Source organism: Pseudomonas chaetocerotis, from assembly GCF_015712105.2.
GTDB lineage: Bacteria > Pseudomonadota > Gammaproteobacteria > Pseudomonadales > Pseudomonadaceae > Aquipseudomonas > Aquipseudomonas chaetocerotis.
The window spans coordinates 31,955-51,541 of record NZ_JACFYX020000012.1; the positions used below are offsets into that span (position 1 = coordinate 31,955).

Below are 19,587 nucleotides of genomic sequence, written 5' to 3' on the forward strand. Positions count from 1 at the left end.
CAAACTGATTGACAAAATAATCGGTGAATTCTTGATAGCTGGTCTTACTAGCAGTTCCGCTTTTGACCTCAAGACCGTGTAACTTACCATTTGCGTCACGGACCGACGTCCCCCCGTCTTCAGTAGCAGCTGGCTTTAGAGTCCTGGGGCAATGTAACGGTTTTCAAAGCCAGTTGCTCGGCATAGGCAGATGGGGTTAACCCTCCAAGCCCTTTCTTGGGTCGCTCTTCGTTGTATTCCCGTCGCCAGGATTCAATAACCACCTTGGCATGCGGCAGGCTGGTGAACCAGTGCTCGTTCAGGCATTCATCACGAAAGCGCCCATTGAACGATTCGATGTAGGCGTTCTGATTGGGCTTTCCCGGTTCAATCAGGAACAACTGAACGCCCCGCAGATGAGCCCAGGTCAGCATGGCGCGGCCGCAGAACTCCTTGCCGTTGTCCGTGCGGATGGCCTTGGGCAGCCCTCGTGACATCGCAAGACGATCCAGAATGCGTGTCAACGAGTCGACGTCTCCCCCAGCCCTACCAAGTCCGCCCGTAGCACCAGCAAGTACAAGATCACCAAGGGCAGCTTGGGAAACAATAGGGGACAGACCACGTTTTCTTCCTAGTTAAATCGTGGTCTGTCCCCTAATACTCCAGGACCAGCCAAGCCAGCAACAGCAGGCCCAGCCAGAGCACCGGATTCTGACGATTCAGGGTGTTCATGTCGGGGCTATTTATCTGCGATTACAACAAGCCCAAACCACATGCAGAGATAAAGTCTGACATTGGCAACTCAGTAGAGCTTTCAACACCTGACGAAAGGGCGTCCTGCAACTTAACCACCCCTCTCTCGAAATCAAGAACAACATCAAAACAATTAAATTCAAATTCTCTAATTAAAACATTATCCGAGCACGCCCTTTCATCAAGCGCCCTATTCAAAACAGAGCGCACACTAGCGTTCAATTCCTGAGCAATAAATTGCTCCATTAGAGAACCACCGTTAGTCATTATCATCTCCTCAATTAGAGCGGGAACGCCGTCTGAATCACCCCGTCACGAACATTAACCTTAATCGTGGAAGTTGGGGCGCCCGCAGCATTAGTCCCGATGATCTTTCCAGCGTTGTACTCGATAACATAACCGCCAGGACCATTGGGAGATACCTTCCCGTATCTCAGCGCGCTATCTACATAGCTGGAGACATCCTTAAGAGATGTTCCCTGAGAAAACTTACTAACGTTCGAGAAGCCTGAATCTGGCCCATGGCGGTAGAACACATGCTCAATACCAGTCATCAAGCCGCCCTTGTTGTACGTGCTCGCACTCCAAGATGCATCTATTTGTCTTGGCCCTGGCAAAGCTTTGATCGCATCATCTGCGACTCCCACCGTTCCAGTTCCTTTTGGACCACTGCCATCCCCACCCACTGCTGACGGCCGCTTTGTCCCCCCAGCCCTACCAAGTCCGCCCGTAGCACCAGCAAGTACAAGATCACCAAGGGCAGCTTGAAACTCCGAGTTAGCACCTAGTTCGGAAGCAATGGTCAACATCGCCGATGAGTTACTTGGCGCTATAGACGCGCCAATAACCAAGGCAGCGCCAATTTTTCCCTCACCGGCCAGGTTCTTGGCCATTTCCAAGATCGCAGGCTCTTCAGCCATGAGCCGTGTGAGAATAGCATCACAGGTACCAGGAGAACTGTCACAGAGAGCTGCAAGCTCAGCATTCCTAGAGCTGTCCAGCTCTGCGTAACGTTCAGCAATCTGGCTCTTGCAAGTCTGGTTTGCACAGCCGTCTTGCTCAGCCAGCATCTGTTCTATTTCGGCATGGAACAGATAGTTATATTGCGTAGCTGCCCCCGCCACCTGCGCCCCCACCTGCAGCGCCTTCTCATCCCCGCCCTGTGCCGCAGCGGCCAGCACCCCGATCACCTGCGAGTTCATCACCAGCAGCGCGTTTCTGTCCTCAATACTCATCTTCTTGTACTGGGCATCCAACTCAGCAACCAGCAGCTCATTCACCCCTGCCGCCAATGCCCCAGTCTTGAAGTCACCACCTGCCGCCTCTGCCGCCAAGCCTCCCATCACGGCATGCATCGCGATCTTGGCCGGGCTACCGTCTTTCAAATCCCATTGAGATTTTGACGTTTGATCCCCAACCCAGTTGAAACCCGCCGCTGCAAAGGTATTGGCCAGACTGCTGCGCAAGGCATCGCTGAACGAGCTATCACCTCCCAGAGCGCGATCAAGGACGGTGGAAGTACCGTTTTGCAGTAACTGGTTACCGGCAAAGCGACCGATGCCCTCCACAGTGGATAAGCCACCATTGGCAATGACTTTGCCGCCGTTCTGGATAGCTCCCGCTGAGCCTGTTTCTGTTCCCAACCAGCGGTCATAAAGTCCATTGGTTAGGCCTGCAGTAATGCCCGCCACAGCGTAGCCACGTAATGCATCCTCAGAGGTTACGTCCTTGAATACCGCGCCTAGATTCCCTCGGTTATTAATAGTGCTGACAGCGCCATTGCTGGCCATCCCCGTCAAACCAGCCGTTACGGCCGCATTTGCCCAACCGATACCTGATAAAGTTGCCCCTGTGCCCGCTGCCCAGGCACCTCCGGCGGCAGTAGCGGTTGTGGCGCCAGCGGCCGAGGCGCCACTCGCCACCAAGCCACTCGCCGCCCCCGCCGTGAAGTAGGCGACTACGATGGCAATCACCATCGCCGCAGCCCCACCCAACCCCGAATGGCTGTACTTGAAGGCGTCATGCACCTCCTTCACGCGGCGCCAATCGACATCCCCGCGCTGTTCCATCTCCTTGAGCCAGGCCAGTTCGGGGTCGGCCTTGACCATGGCGTCGATGGTCTGGGTGACGGACTGCTGGTTGACCTCCTTGACGTCGATCTTCAGGCCGTCCACGGCCTGTATCACCAAATCACCCTTGGCGATCAGCTGGCTCTGGTAGAGGGTTTCATCCGTCGTGCCTTTGCCCTTGGCTGAGGTCCACGCCAGGCTGTTGCTGCTCTTCTCGTGGCTCTCCTGATCCAGATCCTTGACCGCTTCGAAGGTGATGCTGCCGCCGCTGTCGAGGATCAGGTCGTTGCCGCTTTCCAGGCGTGCCTTCTGGTAGAGCTGGTCGCCTTCGCTGATCAAGCTGAGGTTGCCACCAGTGGTGATGGAGCTGCCGACGTTGCGCACGGTGGTGACTTCGTCTCGCTGGGTTTCCTTACTGCCCCAGCCACCTTTTTTCTTCTTGTCGTACAGCGAGTAGTCGCTGTTCTGCGCCGCCAGCAGGGCAAGTTGCTGCCCGGCATACAGATAGGCTTCGTTACCCGCCTTGAGCTGACTGGCGGAGAGCACCATGAGTATTAGGGGACAGACCACGATTTAACTAGGAAGAAAACGTGGTCTGCCCCCTATTATTCTTTCAAATAAATAGCCCCGGCAGTGCCGGGGCTATTTATTTCAGGTGAACTCTATCTTGCATTCTGACAGAGGGAATGAGCGTCCATCTGAGATAACAAATTGATCGCCTTCTATTCTAGCAAGAAGTAAACCAAGCCCCCTGGCCCCCTCTTCCATATCCTTCCGCCAGCCGGAAAGATCGCCGTGATATATGGCTGCATGAAAAAGTGGGCCATCGGGAGGTGTAACATCACACCCAGCCTCATTGATACCGCCACAAGTCGCATTAGGCGGCTCAGTAAAGCACGTTATATTCTTAAACTGCTTTCTAAACTTATTTCTCCCGTCATCGGAAAAATAAATAGCCTCACGAGTAGATGCGCCATCAGTTCCAGGAACAACCCTAGCATCTACCCTCTCCAGCTTCCCACCGAGTGTTACCTCCAGCTCTTCGAGTTTATCGCTCATAACGGAACCTCAATTTTTCACAGGAGTAATCACAAACTTGAAGTTTGTAACGCCTGCCTCTTTAAATATCTTTGAATACTGACTAGCAAGCTCTGGGCTATTCGTATGGTAAACAACGCTGCCTTCAAAGCCTGATGAATATTTCTTCGCTTGATCTACCATCTTGGATTGTTCTGCAACTGACCAAGGCTTCGCAAACAATAGGGGACAGACCACGTTTTCTTCCTAGTTAAATCGTGGTCTGTCCCCTAATACTTTCTGTACTTGGCCGGCCTTCAGGCTCAAACGACAGGCAGGTCATGCCGCTTTCAGAGCAACAGCGTCAGGCATAAACCCGTGCTGTCGCTCTGGCGTATCGGCCTCGAATACCTCAGGCGCTCGGCCAGCGATTTATCATGCTCGGCTCTGGCGAAGATGGAGCTTTTGCTGCGTGAGGAGGTTCACCGGCAGGCGCAGGCACCGGGGTAGATTTGTGGGGATTCCTCAGACTCTGACCCCATTGATCCTTCAACCAGTATACATAAGAATACACTTGCCATCCTTCTTACCAACCAAACTTATCGGCACACTACTACCACCACCGTCAACTGATAACTCAACGATTAGATCTTTGTTTTCAAACGACTCTAATTCAGCAATCAGCTGCTTAATTGTCTTTCCAACTGACACCCACGCGCCACTTTCTGTCGCATCATTTCCCATCTAATCACCTATACGATTTAGGCTTGAGTCATAAGTCCCCATACGAGTACTTCTGCTAGACAAATCTTTAACTGAAGCCGCCATTTTCCAAGCCCCACCATTATGACCGTCCAAGTCTCGCGTGATATATAAATTTCCTTTTCTAAATACAGCCTGCCCTCCATGAACCGTTTCATTAATTTTCTTGAACCCTAAGCCCTCAGCAGCAACCCTGGCCTCTCTAGTGGTTTTAAATATAGGTTCTTTTGCCCCACCAGTTCGACCCACTAGGCCGCCAGACGCTGCTGCCGCAGCCACCATAGCGCCTAGCTGAGCGGTATCACTAGAGAGACCTTGGTTCTCAAGACTGATCTGCACCTGTGCCTTCGTCAGTGTACCAACCGCACTCATATTCTGCATTTGATAAACATGCAGATCACGTTTGAGTACCGAGGGAATACTGTCGTCGAAATAGAGCTTGCTGATTCTCTCCTGCAAACTTAGGCGATCATGAGCCAGATCACCATACAGCTCAATACAACTAGCCGGATCAGTAGCACAGAGGGCACCTAACGCATCATCGCCACCGAGAGAAATGTCCCTGAATTTTTGCCTTACCTCGTCACAGTTTCCTCTTGCTTCACACACTTGAGCGTCTGCAACAAACTCATCCAGTTCCTGATGACCCATGAAGTTGTACTGCGTAGCATTCTTCGTCACCCACGCCGCATTCTCCATGTCCCCATCTGTCATCGCAGCAGCAGCCACACCCACCAACTGGGACATCATCAGCAGCAGGCTTTCATTGCTGTCAACGAGAGCGTTTAGCTGATTGACGAGTGCCTCATTCGCACCTGCCGCAAGCGCACCGGTAACAAAGTCACCGCCTGTCGCTTCGCTGAGCAGACCACCCACAAACGCATGAATAGCAACCTTTCCTGCGCTGCCATCATCTAAGACACCTTGCGTGTGGTCTCCCACGGCATTGAAGGTAGCAGCTGCTAAAGTATTGAACAGCGCACTTTGAAGCACATCCTTGAAGTCCACGTCCCGACCAAGGGCTTTATTCAACGCGGCAGAGGTTCCGCCTTGCAGCACCTGATTGCCGGCAAAGCGGCCAATGCCATCAAGATTGCTGAGATCAACCGTGACCTTGCCAGTGATCGCGTTGGTCTTGGTGTTAAGCATGCTGTCATACAGGCCTTCCGTAAGACCCGCCGTCACTCCTGCCACAGCAGCATTTTTCAAGCTATCGCTGCTAAAGGTGTCTTTGAGCGCGGCGCCTAGGTTGCCCTTATTGTTAATCGTGCTGATCACTCCGGTCGTTGCCAGGCTGGTCGCAGCTGCTCCCGTAGCAGCGCCGCCAAGAGCGCCGGCAGCCATCGGGCCAACCACGGCAGCCATCACAATCGCAATCACCAACTGCGCCCCAGCCCCCAACCCCGAATGGCTGTACTTGAAGGAGTCATGTATCTCCTTCACCTGCCGCCAATCGACATCTCCGCGCTGCTCCATCTCCTTGAGCCAGGCCAGTTCGGGGTCGGCCTTGACCATGGCGTCGATGGTCTGGGTGACGGACTGCTGGTTGACCTCCTTGACGTCGATCTTCAGGCCGTCCACGGCCTGTATCACCAAATCACCCTTGGCGATCAGCTGGCTCTGGTAGAGGGTTTCATCCGTCGTGCCTTTGCCCTTGGCTGAGGTCCACGCCAGGCTGTTGCTGCTCTTCTCGTGGCTCTCCTGATCCAGATCCTTGACCGCTTCGAAGGTGATGCTGCCGCCGCTGTCGAGGATCAGGTCGTTGCCGCTTTCCAGGCGTGCCTTCTGGTAGAGCTGGTCGCCTTCGCTGATCAAGCTGAGGTTGCCACCAGTGGTGATGGAGCTGCCGACGTTGCGCACGGTGGTGACTTCGTCTCGCTGGGTTTCCTTACTGCCCCAGCCACCTTTTTTCTTCTTGTCGTACAGCGAGTAGTCGCTGTTCTGCGCCGCCAGCAGGGCAAGTTGCTGCCCGGCATACAGATAGGCTTCGTTACCCGCCTTGAGCTGACTGGCGGAGAGCACCAGATTGCCATCGGTGCGCATGTCGAGATTGCCACCGGCCTCGATGACCGAGGCGATCTGCTTGACGTGCTGCTCCTGGGCGATGACGGTCTTGCCACCGCTCTTGCGGTAGTAGTCGGCGCTGCTCTCGTTCGCCGCCGAGGCGATGGTCATGTCGCCGCCAGCATCCAGACCGATATCACCACCAGCCTTGACGGTACTGCCGACCACCAGCAGGTCGCGACCGGCAACGGCCGTCAGGTCGCCACCCACCTGTACGTCGCTGCCGTACTGAGTGATATCGGTGTGATAGGCGTGGCCTTTGCGGTCCCACTTGTTCTGCCGGTTCTCGGCCTCGGCCGAACCGAGGATCAGGTCATTGCCCGCCTGCAAGCTGGCATCGCCGCCCGCACTGATGGCGCCGCCGATGTTGCGGAGGTCGTTGCCGGCACTGACCAGCAGCTCATTACCGGCTTCGATACGCGCCGCACTGTCGACGAAGCTCTGCTGGCGGTCGGTGTGGCGCGTGGTGCTGTGGTGGGTGCTGACGGTGCGCTCGTTGACCACATCGCCGGTAACCGCGACCAGGCTCACCTCCTGGCCTTTGAGGATACCGCCCTGGGTGTTACGGATGCTGTTGCCGGCCAGCAGCGACAGGCGCTCACCCGCGTGCATCAGCCCGCTGTTGGCGATGCTCTGCTGCGCGGTCACGGTCAGATTCTGGGTCGCACGCAAGGTGCCACTGTTGATCAGGTCACGACCGGAGATCAGCGCCACGTCGCGTCCCTGGATCAGCGCGCCACTCGGCGCCAGACGACCTTCGGCCTGCGCCAGGTAGAGCACTGGCACCAGGACTTTCTGTCCCTGCACTTCGCGCTCTTCCATCCACACGATGTCGTGGGTCAGGGCTGCCACCTGTTCGGCGCTCAGGGCAATGCCCAGGCTGAGGTTCAAGGCCTCCTTGCTGGCGATGGCGTTGTCCATCAGGTACTTGAACTGCGCCTCGTCGCTGGTCAGGCCGGCCAGATAACGCTGGCCAGTACGCGCCCGCACCGCTTCACGCACCAAGCGCTGCTCGTAAAAGCCATCGCCCAGGCGACGCTGCATCTCGTCCGGGTCGAAGCCCAGCAGGCCGAGCATGTAGTCGGAGTTGAGGAAGTTACCCAGGTTGGCGAAGGCCGGGTTGGTTTCGATCAGGTAGCGATGGCCAGGGTCGTTGCTCAGACTGAACAGTCCATTCTGACCAGCAGGCAGGGAGAAGCCCGGCAGTGACAGCGGGTCGACGGCCTTCTGCTGCAGGTCGGGCGGCAGTTGAGGATTGAGGGTGACGAAAGTGGCGATATCGCTGCCCGGCACATCGGTATCCACCCGCGTGCCGCCATTCACGAAGCTGAATGACGGGCGGATACTGGCATTGCCGATTTGTGTGGCATCGATGGTGACTTCACCACCGGCCTGCACGATGGCTGCATAGCTCTGTTCGGCATCGGGCGTGTAGGTGGTGCCAAAATGCTCGAAGCTGCCCTTGAGGGTGTTTGTCAGGACGTTATTGAGGTCGGCCTCGACAGTCGCACTACCCGTGGGCCAGTTGCGTGCGTTGAACCAGCTCACGTGATCGTGAATCCAGCCCTGGGATTTCTCGCGTTCGCTGGTGGCGCGGCCTTCGGAAACATACTCGCCGGTCTCGGCGCCGACACTGGTGAAGGTGTCGCCCGTGATACGCACCGCGCCGTTGGCCGCGAGCATGCTGTAGCGATTATTGATGGCCTCGCCGCTGAGGGTGAGATCGCCGCCAGCCAGCAGCGAGGCGGTACGCACATCACTGGTGGCTTCGGTACGGTCGATCTGGCGCAGACGGTAGCGCACGTTTTCCTTGTCGCCACTGCAGTCGGTGCAATCGGGGCTGTAGAACAGCGCCGCGATCTTGCGGCTGACGACCAGGTTTTCGACTTCATGGGCATTGGTGATTTGCTTCGCGCGAATCGCGACGTTGCCTTCACTTTCCACCACCCCGGACAGGTTGGCGAACAGCTCAGGGGCATCGCCCTGCTCGTTGGCGACGAACTGCAGGTCACCTACGCTGTAGAGGTCACCGCGCTGGTTGGTGAAACGATTCGCTACCAGCAGCATGGAGGCGCCGCTGAACAAAAAGCCTTCTTCGTTGCGAATATCCGCCGCCTGCAGAGACATTTGACCTGCCGCACCGAGGGTGCCGCTGTTGCGCAGATTCTGCGCGGCAAGCTGCAGCCAGGTACCCGCTGTCATCTGGCCACGGCTGACCAGATCACCCAGCACGCTCAGCTTCGACGAACCACCAGCGAGCCACTTGGCATGGGTGCCCAGCTCGGCTGCAGCGGCGCTGACATTCAGGTCGCCCTGGGTGATGAGAGTGCCGTCACCTGCGTAACCATCTTCCAGCTCCAGACTGAGGTTACCGTCGGTTTCGATGCGCCCGTCGTTACGCCAGGTACTGCCCTTGGCCTCGATGCTGTCGCGTGACAGCAAGGCAGCACCTGTCGTTTGCGTAAGCTCTGCGATATCGAGCGTCAGACGTCCGGCCTGCAGCTCGGTGGTGTTGGTCCAGGTGTCGGCCTTCAGATCGAGTTGTGCGTTGGTCTGGATGCGGCCACCGGCCTGGCCCAGTTGCTCAAGACTCATGTCCAGCGCTTGCGTGCCGACATGGCGAATCAGGCCGTCCCTGTTGATCAGGCTGCCGGCCTCGACCGCCAGGCTGGCACTGCCGATTTCGATCTCGCCAGCCTGGTTGTTCAACTGTTCATCGACCGTGAGACGACTCTCGCCACTACTCCCCAAGGCGCGAAGCTGCCCGCTGCGGTTATCCAGCGCGCCCGCCTGCAGGCTCACCGCGCCGCCGGCTTCGATAAGGCCTGTGGTGTTGTTGAGGCGCTCGTTGACCCCGAGCTGAATGTTGCCGCCCGCTGCCAGGGTGCCGGCTGCGTTGTCGACAGACTCGGCCTCGATGCTCAGCGCCTGGCCGCTCAGAGCGCTGCCCTGGCGGTTATCCAGAACCTGGGTGGCAAGCGTCAGATTACCCTGAGCGAGCATCTCGCCTTCGCGGTTGTCGAGCTGCTCAGCCTTGAGCGCGGCGCTACCGGCAGTGGCGATCTTGCCGCCGGCGTTGTCCAGCGTTTGCAGATCGGTCGCCATGCTGCCATGGCTGGTCATCTGCCCGGCATTACGCACCTTGCCGCCATCAAGTTGCAGATGGCCGGCGCTGCTGACACTGCCGTTGGCACCGACACCCGCCTCGATGATCCCGGCGTTGTTCAGTTGCTCAGCCTGTACGGCCAAGCGCTGGCCGGCGGCCAGGCTTTCCCGCACTTCGACCTGCTGCGCGTCGAGCGTGGCGTTTCGGCCCGCGTAGGTGTCAGCGTTGAGTTCGATGCTGGTGGCTTTGAGCGCAACGTCACCACTGGCCGCCACACGGTTAAGGCTCAGCTTGCCATTGGCATCGATCTGGATATCCCCGGCACTGGCGGCCATGTCGCCGGCCAGTTTCACGCCCACGCCCTGCTCGGTGCCGACCAGACGGATGGCGCCCGCGTACATGCCGCCGAGGGCCGAGCTGTCGATGGCCAGCATGGGTTTGTCCGAGCCATCGTCGGCCTTGGCGGTTGCGGCCAGGGTGGTGGCATCCACTTCGTTGCGGCCGGTGATGATGTTGAGCTTCTTCGCGTGCAGCTCGGCGTTGATCTGCGCGCTGCGGGTGATCAGGTCGAACTGGTCGACGTTGCCGGCATTGAGGCCCTGGCCTTCGATGGCGATCTGCCCGCCGTCGACGTCGAAACGCCGCAGGTGGCCATTTTCGATGATCGGGGTGCCGGTGCTGAGGGTGACGCGCGGGGTGTTGATGAAACCGCAGCCATCGCAGGTGATGCCGTGCGGGTTGGCGACGATGACCGCTGCCGAGCGCCCAGCCACTTCCGTGTAGCCCTTGAGCTGGCTGGCGTTGCCACCGGTGACTTCGTTGAGAATCAGCCCGGCGGCGCCGTTCTTCAGGTTCGGGTTGCCGACCACGTAGCCGCCCAACTGGGTCTGCACCACGTTCTGCGCACTGTTGTTGAGGATCAGCCCCTGCTGGCCGACGTTGTAGTCGGTGAACTTGTTGTGCGACAGGCCGCTGCCATTGGGCGTGGCGATGTTGACCATCGGCACACCGTTCTGCGCCTGGGTCACGGCGGTGTTGCCGCCAGCGGCCTGATCAACCGCCAGTTGCGCCGCCGTGGCAACGATGGGGTTGAGAAACAGCACGCCGGCAACGATGAGGGCGATGTTCTGAAACAGGGGACTGCGTACGTCCATGTCGGTACTCCAACCCGCCATCCGGCCGGGCAATCAGAAGAACAGGTCGAATCGGAAATAGACCGGGCGCTCGTCACGCTCGATGGCGTCGGGGCGCTCCAGGGCATGGGCGAAACTCACCGAGGCCGCCAGATGCTGGCCGCGCAGGGCGAACTCGAGGGCGTTGCCACTCATGCGGCCGCGTTGCTCGGGGTTGTGCCGGCCGCCGTGAATCACGCCAACGTCATAGGCGAAGGCCAGGCTGTATTCGTGCACGAAGGGGCGCAGCGCCTCCCAGGTGACAGAGCGGCGCCAGCGCAGCTGATTGCGCCAATAGCCGCCGGTGTCGCCGGACAAGGATTCGTCCTTGAAACCGCGCACCGAGCTGAGGCCGCCGATGCTGATGCGCTGCGGGCTGAACAGCACGTCTTCGCTCTTCTGGCCGTAGGCGAGGCTGTCGAAGCTGAAGGATTCGCCCCACAGCGCGAAGGGCTGCAGGTAGCTCAGGGCCAGGCTGTATTTGTTGTAGCGCGCCACCGGCTGACTACCTTGCGGGTCGCCGGCGCGCTGGGCGTCGAAGGCACCGATACCGCGTTGCCAGCCGAGATCGGCGTTGACGAAGGCGCTGCCGATACGGCGGCCATGGTTGAAACCCAGCTGCGCCTCGGACAAGCGCGTGCTGGAAGTGTCGATGCGGTTGCCGAGAATGAAGTTGTTGGTGCGCAGGTGGCTGACACCGAGGTTGAAGGCGGTCTTGCTGACGCTGTCGCGGTGCAGCACACGCTCGCCGCGCAGGGCGTGAGTCTTGCTGTCGCCGTCCTGGTCGAAGAGAAAGCCATTGCCCTCGCTCTGCGTGCGGTAGTAGCTCTGGCTGTAGCTGTAGCTGAAGTTCCACCAGCCGTAGGGCACCTGGTAGATCAGGCTCTGGCTGTGCGAGTGGCGGTAGCTGTCGCTCACCGCATCGCGGTTGGCGCGCAGGCTGAGCTGGTCGGCCAAACCAAGCGGGCTGTCCCAGTCGAAGCTCAGGCCCCACTGTTGCTCGCCAGTGCTCGTCTGCCCGTCGTTGTGGCGGTTGAGCCCGGCTCGCCAGGGCTTGTCGCGCTGGCCTTGCAGGCGCACGCGACTACCGCCCACTTCTTCGCCCGGCACCAGCTCCAGCTGGGCCTGGCGCGATGGCAGGCGGTTGAGCTGGTCGACCAGTTGCTCCAGCTCGCGCAGGTCCAGCACGTCACCTGGCTGACCGGGGAAGCCCATGGCCAGTTCGCGCTCACTGGCCAGCTCGGAGCGGTCCAACCCTTCCAGGCGGCCTTCGACCACGGTGACCCGTAGCTCGCCCTAGGACAGATCCTGCTGCGGCAGGTAGGCACGCGAGGTGACGTAGCCGCGGTCGATATAGAACTGGGTAATGGCCTTGAGCAGCTCGTTGAGCTGGCCAACGCCCAAACACTCGCCAGCGAAGCGCTGCAGAACAGCCTGCTGGTCGTCCTCAGCGAGAAGAGTGGCGCCTTCCAGGCGAATCTGCTCGATCGCGAAGCAGCGCTCGTCTTCGACCGGGGCGGCTTGCAGTTTGGGGGCGTCACCGGGCAGTTGCTGCAGCTCGTCGAGACGGCGCTGCTGCTCCTGCAATAGGCGCTCCTGGCGCTCGCGGATCAGCTCACGGTCGCCCGGCGTCTGCGCCAGCGCAATAACGGGAAGGGAAAAGAACAGCCATACGGCCCAAGAGAGGCCGGGAGCCACTTTTAACGTCGCGCAGCGACGGCCCTTGGGGTGGCCGCCAGGGATGGCAGGCCATAAAGGGCTGATACGAAGAAGCATGCTTTCAGTCCTTTGAATAGCAGAAAAAACGACGCCAGAAAAATGGCGGCTATTAGACCATATGAATCTCCACAGTCAAACGCCAAAAAATTGAACGACTTCACGATTAGGATCACCGCCGCTACCCCCCCGCCAAGTGGTGCCTGACGACACTTGAAAGTGAGGCATACCGCCTACGCGGGAACGGCACCTCGCCGCGAACAGGGGAAGCACGAATTCGAAAACATGCCGGAAGAAAGATTTTTCGACTTCGTCCAGTTGCTGCCAAGAGGGCGAGCAACGAAAGCTTCGCCCCGGGGCTCCTACGAAAGGCGGCTTTGGCATACATGCAGTCAGATATCGTCGAACACGGTCGGCCCCCTCGCCCCTCTGGGGAGAGGGCTAGGGAAAGGGGTTAACGGCCGTTTCGCCGATATTTCAGCCCTCTCCCCCAGCCCCTCTCCCGCAAGCGGGAGAGGGGAGCCAAGCGCGTACGGCCTAACTGACTGGCGTCAGACTTTGGCAACCTTATCTGATCGCCATTGACCCTTAACGCGGCGCGTAGGCGAACACGTCGGCACGCATCTGGTGAGCGTCCATGCCGGCTTCGACCAGCGCATCGAGCGTGGCGTAGACCATCGCTGGCGAGCCGCTGGCATAAACGTGCAAGGCCTTGAGATCCGGAAAATCCTCGCGCACGGCTTCGTGCAGCAGGCCGCAACGCCCCTGCCAGCCGCATGAGTCGCTGACTACCTGGTGCAGGAACAGATTGTCCAGCTGTTGCCACTGCGCCCAATGTGGCAGTTCGTAGAAATCCTCGGGCCGACGCGCGCCCCAGTACAGGTGCACCGGATGGGCAAACCCCGCCGCGCGGCAATGCTCGATCAGGCTGTGCATCTGGCCCATGCCGGTGCCGGCAGCGATCAGCACCAGCGGACCATCGGGCAGGTCGGCGAGGTGGGTATCACCGTAGGGCATCTGCACACGCGCCATGCCAGTGCTGCGCAGGTACTCCAGCAGCGCGATGCTGCTGTCTTCGCGGGCAAGGATGTGCAGCTCCAGCTCACGCCCGGCATGCGGCGCCGAAGCCAGAGAAAAGGCTGCCATCTCGCCATCCGGGCGCTGCAGCAGCAGGTACTGCCCAGCGTGATAGCGCGGAGCCTTGCCGGCTGGAGTGCGCAAGCATACGCGGAACACGTCGCCGCCAACGGGCAGGCATTCGATCACCTGGCAGCTCAGTTCGCGCACGGGCAGCTCTCCCGGCGCCAGCACGCCGTCCCAGTGCAACACGCAGTCTTCCAGCGGCTCGGCCAGGCAGGTGAACAGCTCGCCATGATCCAGTTCGATGCCGTTCTGCCTGACCCGACCTTCGACCAGCAGCGCGGCGCAGATATGGCAGTTGCCATTGCGGCAGCTCTGCGGACAGTCGTAGCCCAGGCGCCGGGCGCCATCGAGAATGCGTTCGCCCGGCTGCAGCGCAAGGGTGACACCGGAAGGTTGCAGGGTGACGTTCATCAATCGATTCCCAGCTCGCTCCACAGCGCGTCGACACGTGCCACTACGGCCGGGTCCTTCTCGATGGCGCGGCCCCATTCGCGGGTGGTCTCACCCGGCCACTTGTGGGTGGCGTCCAGGCCCATCTTCGAGCCGAGGCCAGAGATCGGCGAGGCGAAGTCGAGATAGTCGATTGGTGTGTTGTCGATCATCACCGTGTCGCGCTTGGGGTCCATACGCGTGGTAATCGCCCAGATCACGTCGTTCCAGTCCCGTGCGTTGATATCGTCATCGGTGACGATCACGAACTTGGTGTACATGAACTGCCTGAGGAACGACCACACACCGAGCATGACGCGCTTGGCGTGGCCCGGATACTGCTTCTTCATGGTCACCACCGCCATGCGGTAGGAACAGCCTTCCGGCGGCAGGTAGAAGTCGGTGATCTCGGGGAATTGCTTCTGCAGGATCGGCACGAACACCTCGTTCAGCGCCACGCCGAGGATCGCCGGCTCATCGGGTGGCCGGCCGGTGTAGGTGCTGTGATAGATCGGATCGCGGCGACGGGTGATGCGCTCGACAGTGAACACCGGGAACGTATCGACCTCGTTGTAGTAGCCGGTGTGGTCACCATAGGGGCCTTCCGGTGCGGTTTCGCCTGGATGGATCACACCCTCCAGCACGATCTCGGCACTGGCCGGTACCTGCAGCTCGCTGCCGCGCGCCTTGATCAGCTCGGTGCGATGGCCACGCAAGAGGCCGGCGAAGGCGTATTCGGACAGCGTATCGGGCACCGGGGTGACGGCGCCGAGGATGGTCGCCGGGTCCGCGCCCAGTGCTACGCATACCGGGTAGGGCTTACCCGGATGGGTCTTGCACCAGTCGCGATAGTCCAGCGCACCGCCACGGTGGCTGAGCCAACGCATGATCACCTTGTTGCGGCCGATCACCTGCTGGCGGTAAATACCGAGGTTCTGCCGTTCCTTGTTCGGGCCTTTGGTGATGGTCAGGCCCCAGGTGATCAGCGGCGCCACGTCACCCGGCCAGCAGTGCTGGATCGGTAGCTTGCCCAGGTCGACGTCATCGCCTTCCTCGATCACTTCATGGCACGGCGCATCCTTGACCACCTTGGGCGCCATGGAAATGACCTTCTTGAAGATCGGCAGCTTGCTCCAGGCATCCTTGAGGCCCTTGGGCGGCTCGGGCTCCTTGAGAAAGGCCAGCAGCTTGCCGATCTCGCGCAGTTCGGACACCTCTTCGGCGCCCATGCCCAGCGCCACGCGCTTGGGCGTGCCGAACAGATTGCCGAGCACCGGCACGTCAAAGCCGGTGGGCTTTTCGAACAGCAGCGCCGGTCCGCCCTTGCGCAGGGTGCGGTCGCAGATTTCGGTCATTTCCAGAACGGGCGATACCGGGGTCTGGATGCGCTTGAGTTCGCCGCGCTTTTCCAGTTCACGGATGAAGTCGCGCAGGTCGCGATACTGCATGCAGGAGCCTCGTGTCGGACAGGCAAGAGTCGGCCGCAAAGTTTAGCGCCGAAGTCGGGCTTTCAGAAGCGCCGGTGAAAGTGACAGACAGCAAAAGGCCGGGTTTCCCCGGCCTTTTGGCAAGCCACAACGCTTATTTGCGCTTCATCGACAGGAAGAACTCATCGTTCGTCTTGGTAGCTTTGAGCTTGTCGATGAGGAACTCGATGGCCGCAATCTCATCCATCGGGTGCAGCAGTTTGCGCAGAATCCACATGCGCGACAGCTCTTCTTCACCGGTCAGCAGTTCTTCGCGGCGGGTGCCGGACTTGTTGATGTTGATGGCCGGGAACACGCGTTTCTCGGAAACACGGCGATCGAGGATCAACTCCATGTTGCCGGTGCCCTTGAATTCCTCGTAGATCACTTCGTCCATCTTCGAGCCGGTTTCCACCAGCGCAGTGGCGATGATGGTCAGCGAACCGCCTTCTTCGATGTTACGCGCGGCACCGAAGAAGCGCTTCGGCTTCTCCAGGGCGTGGGCATCGACACCACCGGTCAGGACCTTGCCGGAGCTCGGGATGACGGTGTTGTAGGCACGTGCCAGGCGCGTGATGGAGTCGAGCAGGATGACCACATCCTTCTTGTGCTCGACCAGGCGCTTGGCCTTCTCGATCACCATTTCGGCAACCTGGACGTGACGGGTCGGCGGCTCGTCGAAGGTGGAGGCGACCACTTCGCCGCGCACGGTGCGCTGCATCTCGGTCACTTCTTCCGGACGTTCGTCGATCAGCAGAACGATCAGGTGGCACTCGGGGTTGTTGCGGGTGATGTTCGAGGCGATGTTCTGCAGCATGATGGTCTTGCCCGCTTTCGGCGGGGCGACGATCAGGCCGCGCTGGCCCTTGCCAATCGGCGCGCAGAGGTCGATCACACGGCCGGTGATGTCCTCGGTGGAGCCGTTACCGGCTTCCATGGTCAGGCGCTTGTTGGGGAACAGCGGCGTCAGGTTCTCGAACAGGATCTTGTTCTTGGCGTTTTCCGGACGGTCGAAATTGATGCTGTCGACCTTGAGCAGGGCGAAGTAACGCTCGCCTTCCTTCGGCGGACGGATCTTGCCGACGATGCTGTCACCGGTACGCAGGTTGAAACGGCGGATCTGGCTGGGCGAGACGTAGATATCGTCCGGGCCGGCCAGGTAGGAGGAGTCAGCGCTACGCAGGAAGCCGAAACCGTCCTGGAGGATCTCCAGCACGCCGTCACCGGAAATTTCCTCGCCGCTTTTGGCATGCTTTTTCAGCAGGGCGAAGATGATGTCCTGCTTGCGCGAACGAGCCATGTTTTCCAGGCCCATCTGTTCGGCCATGTCCAGCAGTTCGGCAATCGGCTTTTGCTTGAGTTCGGTCAGATTCATAGGAATGACGTGATCATCGAGAGGAGAAGAAAGCTGTTAGCTTGAGAGGCCGCGCCGCAGAGAAGGCGACAGGATCGCGAACGAGTTCGTATAGGAATGAATCGGCGACGGCGTGCAGAGAGCTGCATGGAGGATGCAGCCGGGTCGAATTTAACACCGTGAAAAAACAGCGTCTAGCCCCGAAAACGAAAAACCCCGCAAATTGCGGGGCCTTCAAAAGGCTACGCAGGGTGGATGACGCTTTTTTCATCCACCACTTGCGACGCCATGGTGGATCGATGAAGCGTGATCCACCCTACCGCTTGCGACTCAGATGTTGCTGTCGAGAAACGCCGCCAGCTGCGACTTGGACAACGCGCCGACCTTGGTCGCTTCGACGTTGCCGTTCTTGAACAGCATCAGGGTCGGAATACCACGCACACCGTACTTCGGCGGGGTTTCCTGGTTCTCGTCGATGTTCAGTTTGCAGATCTTCAGCTTGCCCTGGTATTCCTTGGCGATCTCGTCGAGCACCGGTGCAATCATCTTGCACGGGCCGCACCACTCAGCCCAATAGTCGACCAGAACCGGACCTTCAGCCTGGATGACGTCCTGGTCGAAGCTGGCGTCGCTGACGTTGGTGATGAATTCGCTCATGAGGAGTCTCCGTGATTCGGAAGCAAAAAAGTGGCGCCATCATAGCCCGGCTTGAGTGACACCGAAAGGCACTGACGATTGAGCCTTTCAATAGCGTCGCATGTACGCCTCAATCGCCCAGCGTGGTGAAGGCAATGCCGGTGCGCAGCGCGGCGGCGCGGATGTGCTGCTGCATGGCCTTTTGCGCCGGGCCAGCGGCATGCCGCGCGAGGGCTTTGAGAATCTTGCGGTGCTCCTGCCAGGTCTCCATCGCTCGCTCCGGGCGGATGAACGGCAGCTTCTGGCTCTCCAGAAAGATATCGGCGCTGGAGGTGACCAGGGCAAACATCGCCTGGTTGCCACTGGCGGCGAGGATGCGCTGGTGGAACTCGAAATCCAGCCGCGTCGCCTGCTCGAAGTCGCCCGCGCGCAACTCACGGCGCATCTGCTCGACGTTGTCTTCGAGGATATCCAGCTCCCCGGCGGTCATCACGCCGGCCGCCAGGCCACAGGCAAAGCCCTCCAGCGCGAAGCGCAGCTGGAAGGTATCGGCCGCAGACACCTGCGCGGCGAAAGGCCAGACAAATCCACCGGAGACTTCGCCCCTGCTTGCCTCCTGAACGAACACACCCTTGCCAGCCTGCACGCTGACCAGGCCCAACGCGCTGAGCGACGACAACGCCTCACGCAAGGATGCCCGGCTCACGCCCAGGCGCTCGGCCAGATCGCGCTGCGACGGCAGCGCATCGCCGGGGCGATAGCCCTCTTCCTCGATCAGGCGGCGGATCGCCTGCAGGGCATATTCGGGTACCGCGCGGGGAGCAGAAGCATTCATGACTGTTCGGGCCGGTCAGTCCAGTGAAGTCGCCTTTGTACGGCCAGAGCACTGCTCCAGGCAAGCGACGCCCCTTTGTGGAACAGACCACCAGGCGTACGCACCGAGATGGCCCAGAAACGCTTCTGACCAATTGGTCAGTTACGTCAACTGTTCAGACCAGTAAGACCTTGTTTCCACTCGCCTGAAACGATGAAAGGCCTTATTTCATTGAACTTGGCACAGCCGATGCACTGCACGAGCCAGGCAAAACGCTTCAATTTTCGTTCATTCATCGGGAGTTCGACATGCGCAAATTTCACCGCACCCTGCTGGGTACCCTGTTCGCTGCCCTGGCCTTCGGCGCCGGAACCGCTCACGCCGATGCACTCGAGGACATCAGCAAGGCCGGTGTGCTGAAGGTCGCCGTACCGCAGGATTTCCCGCCGTTCGGCTCGGTCGGCCCGGACATGAAACCGCGCGGGCTGGATATCGATACCGCGCAACTGCTGGCCGACAAGCTGGCGGTGAAGCTGGAGCTGACCCCGGTCAACAGCACCAACCGTATCCCCTTCCTCACCACCGGCAAGGTCGATCTGGTGATCTCCAGCCTTGGCAAGAACCCAGAGCGTGAAGCGGTGATCGACTTCTCCGCCGCCTATGCACCGTTCTACCTCGGCGTGTTCGGCCCGGAAGACGCCGCCATCGCCAGCCTCGACGACCTGGCCGGCAAGACTATCAGCGTCACCCGGGGCTCCATCGAGGACATCGAACTGAGCAACGTCGCCCCGAAAGGCGCCACCATCAAGCGCTTCGAGGACAACAACTCGACCATCGCCGCCTACCTCTCCGGCCAGGTGGAGCTGATCGCCAGCGGCAACGTGGTGATGGTGGCCATCTCCGAGCGCAACCCCAAGCGCGTGCCGAGCATGAAGCTCAAGCTCAAGGATTCGCCGGTGTACGTCGGCGTGAACAAGAACCAGAGCGCGCTGCTGGAAAAGGTCAACACCATCATCACCGCCGCCAAGGCCGATGGCAGCCTCGATGCGCTCAGCCAGAAGTGGCTGAAGCAACCGCTGCCGACCGGCCTCTGAGCCGCGCAGGGAG

Annotated in this window: 13 protein-coding genes and 2 pseudogenes; 2 read left to right on the top strand and 13 right to left on the bottom strand. The window is 59.8% G+C overall.

The genetic code is table 11. The features are described 5' to 3' along the window. Positions 1-119: 119 nt before the first annotated feature. The 13 genes and pseudogenes from H3221_RS19900 to H3221_RS19960 all read right to left on the bottom strand — a co-directional run. Positions 120-503 (bottom strand): annotated as a pseudogene (locus H3221_RS19900) (integrase core domain-containing protein); the annotation flags it as partial. 229 nt (positions 504-732) lie between these two features. Further along, a complete protein-coding gene (locus H3221_RS19905; RefSeq protein WP_196475166.1) occupies positions 733-999 on the bottom strand; it encodes a hypothetical protein in 267 nt (88 codons plus the stop codon). A gap of 14 nt (positions 1,000-1,013) precedes the next feature. Then, on the bottom strand, positions 1,014-3,347 hold the full coding sequence (locus H3221_RS19910) for a DUF637 domain-containing protein (protein WP_318011465.1): 2,334 nt from the start codon (positions 3,345-3,347) through the stop codon (positions 1,014-1,016). 105 nt (positions 3,348-3,452) lie between these two features. Beyond that, the gene (locus H3221_RS19915; protein WP_196475164.1) at positions 3,453-3,860 is read right to left on the bottom strand and encodes a hypothetical protein; all 408 of its coding nucleotides are present in this window, start codon (positions 3,858-3,860) and stop codon (positions 3,453-3,455) included. Positions 3,861-3,869: 9 nt separating this feature from the next. Then, complete coding sequence (locus H3221_RS19920; protein WP_196475163.1) at positions 3,870-4,076, bottom strand: hypothetical protein; 207 nt, start codon at positions 4,074-4,076, stop codon at positions 3,870-3,872. A 291-nt stretch (positions 4,077-4,367) separates the two neighbouring features. Further along, entirely contained in the window at positions 4,368-4,562 is a 195-nt protein-coding gene (locus tag H3221_RS19925; protein WP_196475162.1) for a hypothetical protein, read from the bottom strand. After that, positions 4,563-10,904 (bottom strand): two-partner secretion domain-containing protein, encoded by a 6,342-nt coding sequence (locus H3221_RS19930; RefSeq protein WP_196475161.1) that lies wholly within the window; start codon positions 10,902-10,904, stop codon positions 4,563-4,565. It lies immediately after the preceding gene. 33 nt (positions 10,905-10,937) lie between these two features. After that, positions 10,938-12,590 (bottom strand): annotated as a pseudogene (locus H3221_RS19935) (ShlB/FhaC/HecB family hemolysin secretion/activation protein). A 636-nt stretch (positions 12,591-13,226) separates the two neighbouring features. Next, entirely contained in the window at positions 13,227-14,192 is a 966-nt protein-coding gene (locus tag H3221_RS19940; RefSeq protein WP_196475160.1) for a CDP-6-deoxy-delta-3,4-glucoseen reductase, read from the bottom strand. After that, positions 14,192-15,658 carry a 4-hydroxy-3-polyprenylbenzoate decarboxylase gene (ubiD, locus tag H3221_RS19945; RefSeq protein WP_196475159.1) on the bottom strand — a complete coding sequence of 489 codons (1,467 nt, stop codon included), beginning with the start codon at positions 15,656-15,658 and terminating at the stop codon, positions 14,192-14,194. Before ubiD ends, H3221_RS19940 begins: the two co-directional genes overlap by 1 nt. A gap of 133 nt (positions 15,659-15,791) precedes the next feature. Continuing rightward, complete coding sequence (gene rho, locus H3221_RS19950) at positions 15,792-17,051, bottom strand: transcription termination factor Rho (RefSeq protein ID WP_196475158.1); 1,260 nt, start codon at positions 17,049-17,051, stop codon at positions 15,792-15,794. A 309-nt stretch (positions 17,052-17,360) separates the two neighbouring features. Further along, positions 17,361-17,687 carry a thioredoxin TrxA gene (gene trxA / locus H3221_RS19955; RefSeq protein WP_003458627.1) on the bottom strand — a complete coding sequence of 109 codons (327 nt, stop codon included), beginning with the start codon at positions 17,685-17,687 and terminating at the stop codon, positions 17,361-17,363. A 109-nt stretch (positions 17,688-17,796) separates the two neighbouring features. Then, complete coding sequence (locus H3221_RS19960) at positions 17,797-18,501, bottom strand: FadR/GntR family transcriptional regulator (protein WP_196475157.1); 705 nt, start codon at positions 18,499-18,501, stop codon at positions 17,797-17,799. Here H3221_RS19960 and H3221_RS25915 point away from each other — a divergent pair. Together H3221_RS25915 and H3221_RS19970 are read left to right on the top strand one after the other, a co-directional pair. Then, the gene (locus H3221_RS25915) at positions 18,500-18,667 is read left to right on the top strand and encodes a hypothetical protein (RefSeq protein WP_196475156.1); all 168 of its coding nucleotides are present in this window, start codon (positions 18,500-18,502) and stop codon (positions 18,665-18,667) included. The genes H3221_RS19960 and H3221_RS25915 overlap by 2 nt on opposite strands. 121 nt (positions 18,668-18,788) lie before the next feature. Continuing rightward, entirely contained in the window at positions 18,789-19,574 is a 786-nt protein-coding gene (locus tag H3221_RS19970; protein WP_196475155.1) for a transporter substrate-binding domain-containing protein, read from the top strand. Positions 19,575-19,587: the final 13 nt, after the last annotated feature.

What these genes read in the sequence shown, in the direction of transcription:
- H3221_RS19905 (WP_196475166.1), bottom strand. Translation starts at nt 999, where the DNA reads ATGACTAACGGTGGTTCTCTAATGGAGCAATTTATTGCTCAGGAATTG.
- H3221_RS19915 (WP_196475164.1), bottom strand. Translation starts at nt 3,860, where the DNA reads ATGAGCGATAAACTCGAAGAGCTGGAGGTAACACTCGGTGGGAAGCTG.
- H3221_RS19925 (WP_196475162.1), bottom strand. Translation starts at nt 4,562, where the DNA reads ATGGGAAATGATGCGACAGAAAGTGGCGCGTGGGTGTCAGTTGGAAAG.
- H3221_RS19930 (WP_196475161.1), bottom strand. Translation starts at nt 10,904, where the DNA reads ATGGACGTACGCAGTCCCCTGTTTCAGAACATCGCCCTCATCGTTGCC.
- H3221_RS19940 (WP_196475160.1), bottom strand. Translation starts at nt 14,192, where the DNA reads ATGAACGTCACCCTGCAACCTTCCGGTGTCACCCTTGCGCTGCAGCCG.
- ubiD (WP_196475159.1), bottom strand. Translation starts at nt 15,658, where the DNA reads ATGCAGTATCGCGACCTGCGCGACTTCATCCGTGAACTGGAAAAGCGC.
- rho (WP_196475158.1), bottom strand. Translation starts at nt 17,051, where the DNA reads ATGAATCTGACCGAACTCAAGCAAAAGCCGATTGCCGAACTGCTGGAC.
- trxA (WP_003458627.1), bottom strand. Translation starts at nt 17,687, where the DNA reads ATGAGCGAATTCATCACCAACGTCAGCGACGCCAGCTTCGACCAGGAC.
- H3221_RS25915 (WP_196475156.1), top strand. Translation starts at nt 18,500, where the DNA reads ATGACTGTTCGGGCCGGTCAGTCCAGTGAAGTCGCCTTTGTACGGCCA.
- H3221_RS19960 (WP_196475157.1), bottom strand. Translation starts at nt 18,501, where the DNA reads ATGAATGCTTCTGCTCCCCGCGCGGTACCCGAATATGCCCTGCAGGCG.
- H3221_RS19970 (WP_196475155.1), top strand. Translation starts at nt 18,789, where the DNA reads ATGCGCAAATTTCACCGCACCCTGCTGGGTACCCTGTTCGCTGCCCTG.